The following is a 4,365-nucleotide window of genomic DNA, read 5'->3' on the forward strand; positions in this document are numbered from 1 at the left end:
GCCGCCGGCGGGCGGCGGAGAAGCGCGGCCGGAAGGGCGGTCGGAGGCGCGGCCGGAGGGGCGGTCGGAGGGCTGAGGCGCGGGTCCGGCGGCGGACGGTCGCGCCACCGGCGCGGTGGAGGGACGATAATCTCACCACCGAACGCGGAGAGCGGGCGGATTGCGAGGGGTTGTGACGCGGGTGCGTCCCATGGTCGATGAGGTGCGGATCCAGGGCCTCGGCGTGATCGACGAGGCGGTGCTGGAGCTGTCGCCCGGTTTCAACGTCGTCACCGGCGAGACCGGGGCGGGCAAGACCATGGTGGTCACCAGCCTCGGCCTGCTGTTCGGCGGGCGCGCCGACCCGCAGCGGGTGCGGCCGGGCGCCGAGCGCGCCACGGTCGAGGGCCGGATCGTGGTCGATCCGGGCGGCCGGGTGGTCGACCGGGTCGAGGAGGCGGGCGGCGAGCTCGACGACGGCACGCTGATCGTGCAGCGGTCGGTGTCGGCGGAGGGCCGCTCGCGCGCCTACGTCGGCGGCCGGTCGGTGCCGGTCAGCCTGCTGATCAACCTCGCGGACGACCTGGTCGCCGTGCACGGCCAGTCCGACCAGCAGCGGCTGCTGCAGGCGGGCCGGCAGCGCGCCGCGCTGGACCGGTACGCCGGGTCGTCGCTGACCAAGCCGATGCGCGCCTACACCCGCACCTACCAGCGGCACCGGCAGGTCACCGCGCTGCTGGACGAGCTGACCACCCGGTCGCGCGAGCGCGCCCAGGAGGCCGACATCCTGCGGTTCGGGCTGGAGGAGATCGAGAAGGTCGATCCCCGGCCCGGCGAGGACGTGGAGCTGGCGGCGGAGGAGGAGCGCCTCGGGCACGCCGACGCGCTGCGCGGCGCGGCCGACAGCGCGCACGAGGCGCTGCTCGGCGACCCGGCGGCGGCGTTCGAGGCCGCGAACGTGGTGAGCCTGCTCGGCTCGGCGCGCAACGCGCTGGACGCCGTCCGCGACCACGACCCGGAGCTGGCGGCGCTCGCCGACCGCCTCGCCGAGGCCGGCTACCTGGTCTCGGACGTGGCGACCGACCTGGCCGCCTACGCCGAGTCGGTGGACGCCGACCCGGCGCGCCTGGCGGCCGTCCAGGAGCGGCGGGCCGAGCTGACCGCGCTGGTCCGCAAGTACGGCGACGGCGAGTCGGTCGACCAGGTGCTGGAGTGGGCCCGCGCGTCCGCGGCGCGGCTGACCGAGCTCGACTCCGACGACGACCGGATCGAGGAGCTGCGCGCCGAGCACGCCGAGCTCACCGAGCGGCTGGAGACCGACGCGGCCGAGCTGACCTCCGTCCGCGGCCGGGCGTCCGAGCGGTTCTCCAAGGCCGTCACGGCCGAGCTGGCCGCGCTGGCGATGCCGCACGCGCGGGTGGAGGTGTCGGTCACGCCGACCGGCGAGTTCGGGCCGTACGGCGCGGACGAGATCGAGGTGCGGCTGGCTCCGCATCCGGGGTCCCCGGCGCTGCCGCTGCACAAGGGCGCGTCCGGCGGCGAGCTGTCGCGGGTGATGCTGGCGATCGAGGTGGTGTTCGCCGGCGCCGACCCGGTGCCGACGTTCGTGTTCGACGAGGTGGACGCGGGCGTGGGCGGCAAGGCGGCGGTGGAGATCGGGCGGCGGCTCGCCCGGCTCGCCCGCAACGCGCAGGTGATCGTCGTCACCCACCTGCCGCAGGTCGCGGCGTTCGCCGACCAGCACCTGCTGGTGGAGAAGTCCAGCGACGGGCTGGTCACGCGCAGCGGCGTCACCGCCCTGGACCGGGAGGGCAGGGTGCGCGAGCTGTCCCGCATGCTGGCGGGTCTCGCCGATTCCGAGCTCGGCCGCGCGCACGCCGAGGAGCTGCTCGACCTCGCCGCGCGCGACCGCTGAGCCGCGTTCCGTCCCGCGGGTCCGCGGAACCGGCCGGAGGCGCGGCGCTGCGCAAAGCCACCGACAGTACGCGAACCAACACGCCCCGATGCCGACGTTGCAGGTGTCACCCCCCGCCCTCTGGCAGGATGTCAAGCGATGAACGACCCGTCACCGACCACCGACCATGCCGTCCGGCCCGCCAGGAAGCGGCCGCGGCGGGTGCTGCAGCTCGGCCGCGGGCGGGGTGACGGCCGGCCGGGCGTGACCGCCACGGTCCGGCTCGACCGCCGCACCAAGAACCTCACCAAGCGGCTGCAGCCGGGCGACATCGCGGTGATCGACCACGTCGACCTGGACCGGGTCAGCGCCGAGGCGCTGGTGTCCTGCCAGGTCGGCGCGGTGGTGAACGTCGCGCCGTCCATCTCGGGGCGCTATCCCAACCTCGGCCCGCAGATCCTGCTGGACGCCGGCATCCCGCTGGTGGACGACGTCGGCCCGGAGATCTTCACCAGGCTGTCGGAGGGCGACGGCGTCCGGGTGGCCGGCGGCACCGTCTACAAGGGGTCCGACGCGGTCGCCAAGGGCACCGAGCAGACCGAGGAGACGCTCGAGGCGTCGATCACCGAGGCGAAGGCCAACCTCGGCCACCAGCTCGAGGCGTTCGTCGCCAACACGATGGAGTACGTCAGGCGCGAGCGCGACCTGCTCATCGACGGCGTCGGCGTCCCCGACGTGGCCACCGTCCTGGACGGGCGGCACGCGCTGATCGTCGTGCGCGGCTACCACTACCGCGAGGACATCGCGACCCTGCGCCCCTACATCCGGGAGTACCGGCCGGTGCTGATCGGCGTGGACGGCGGGGCCGACGCCCTGCTGGAGGCCGGCTACCGGCCCGACATGATCGTCGGGGACATGGACTCGGTGTCCGACGCCGCGCTGACCTGCGGCGCGGAGATCGTCGTGCACGCCTACCGGGACGGCCGCGCGCCCGGCCTGAAGCGGGTGGAGGAGCTCGGCCGCGAGGCCGTGGTGTTCCCCGCCACCGCCACCAGCGAGGACATCGCCATGCTGCTGGCCGACGAGAAGGGCGCGACGCTGATCGTCGCCGTCGGCACGCACTTCAACATGGTGGAGTTCTTCGACAAGGGCCGCGCGGGGATGTCCAGCACGTTCCTCACCCGGCTGCGCGTCGGCAGCAAGCTCGTCGACGCCAAGGGCGTCTCCCGCCTGTACCGCAGTCGCATCTCGGGCTGGTCCCTGCTGCTGCTCGTGCTGGTGGCGTTCATCGCCATGACCACCGCCGTGTTCATGTCACCCGCCGGGGACGTCATCCGCCCCCTGCTGGCCGACCGCTGGCACGCCTTCCTCTTCTGGCTGACCGGACTGTTCACGTGATCGACTTCCGTTACCACCTCGTCTCCATCGTCGCGATCTTCCTGGCGCTGGCGCTCGGCATCGTGCTGGGCTCCACGACCCTGTCGCAGTCGGTGACCAACGGCCTCAAGCAGGAGGCGAACCGGGCCACCCGGCGCGCCGACGACCTGCGCAGGACGCAGCAGAAGCAGGAGGCCCAGCTCAAGGGCGAGGAGCAGTTCGCGTCCGTGACCGGGCCGCAGTACGTCGCGGGCCGGCTCAAGGGCCAGTCGCTGGTGCTGGTCGAGACGCCCGGCGCCGGCGAGGACGGCGTCTCGCAGGTCATCGACCTGGCGACCAAGGCCGGGGCGACCGTCACCGGCCGCGTCGCGATCCAGAAGAAGGCCCTGGACCCGGACGAGGGCCGCACCCTCGACGAGCTGGCCACCCAGCTGAAGCCCGCCGGGACCGAGTTCCCGTCCGGCGCGGACGCCTACACCAAGGCGGGCGCGGTGCTGGCCGCCGCGATCGTCACCAACGACGCGTCCAAGGCGGGCCGCGAGGACGCGGCCGGGGCGGGCATCCTCACCGGGTTCCGCGAGGCGGGTTACGTGACCACCAGCGGGAAGCCGGGCCAGCATGCGACACTCGCCGTGGTGATCGCGCCCGCGACCCCGTACGGCTCCGACACCGCGGGCGGCACCCGGGCGCTGGTGACGCTGACCGCGCAGCTCGACGCCGCCGACCGCGGCACCGTGCTGGGCGGTCCGAACACCGCCGCGCAGCAGGGCGGTCTCATCACCGCGCTGCGCGACGACTCGGGCGCCAGCAAGCGGGTGTCGTCGGTGGACGTGCTGGACACCGCGTCCGGGCAGGTGGTCGCGATCCTGGCCCTGCAGAACGAGCTGGGCGGCAAGTCCGGGCAGTACGGCGTCGGCCCGGGCGCGAGCGGCGGGTACCTGCCGTCGCCGCCGCCCGCCGCCGGGAAGAACGGATGACATCGCATGAGCACTGACACCGCCCGCTCCGGCCGGCGCACGCTGCGCCTGTTCGCCGGCGCCGCGCTCGGCGCCGCCGCGACCCGCGCCGCCTACACCGCGCTGACCCGCCGCCCGCCCGGCCTGGCCGGACGGTCC

3 protein-coding genes are annotated in these 4,365 nt (G+C 74.4%); all 3 read left to right on the top strand.

From position 1 onward, the window contains the following. Positions 1-190: 190 nt before the first annotated feature. The 3 genes from recN (at position 191) to DZF91_RS27590 (ending at position 4,227) form a co-directional block, all read left to right on the top strand. A complete protein-coding gene (gene recN, locus DZF91_RS27580) occupies positions 191-1,894 on the top strand; it encodes a DNA repair protein RecN (RefSeq protein WP_117360058.1) in 1,704 nt (567 codons plus the stop codon). A gap of 138 nt (positions 1,895-2,032) precedes the next feature. Next, positions 2,033-3,271 (top strand): putative cytokinetic ring protein SteA, encoded by a 1,239-nt coding sequence (steA, locus tag DZF91_RS27585; RefSeq protein WP_117360059.1) that lies wholly within the window; start codon positions 2,033-2,035, stop codon positions 3,269-3,271. After that, positions 3,268-4,227, top strand: a complete 960-nt coding sequence (locus DZF91_RS27590) for a copper transporter (protein ID WP_117360060.1) — start codon at positions 3,268-3,270, stop codon at positions 4,225-4,227. The genes steA and DZF91_RS27590 overlap by 4 nt, the downstream gene beginning before the upstream one ends. Positions 4,228-4,365: the final 138 nt, after the last annotated feature.

The sequence above is a fragment of the Actinomadura logoneensis genome (genome assembly GCF_003428695.1).
GTDB lineage: Bacteria > Actinomycetota > Actinomycetes > Streptosporangiales > Streptosporangiaceae > Spirillospora > Spirillospora logoneensis.

Bases quoted from the DNA above. Each gene is read 5' to 3' on its own strand.
- recN (WP_117360058.1), top strand. From the start codon at position 191: ATGGTCGATGAGGTGCGGATCCAGGGCCTCGGCGTGATCGACGAGGCG.
- steA (WP_117360059.1), top strand. From the start codon at position 2,033: ATGAACGACCCGTCACCGACCACCGACCATGCCGTCCGGCCCGCCAGG.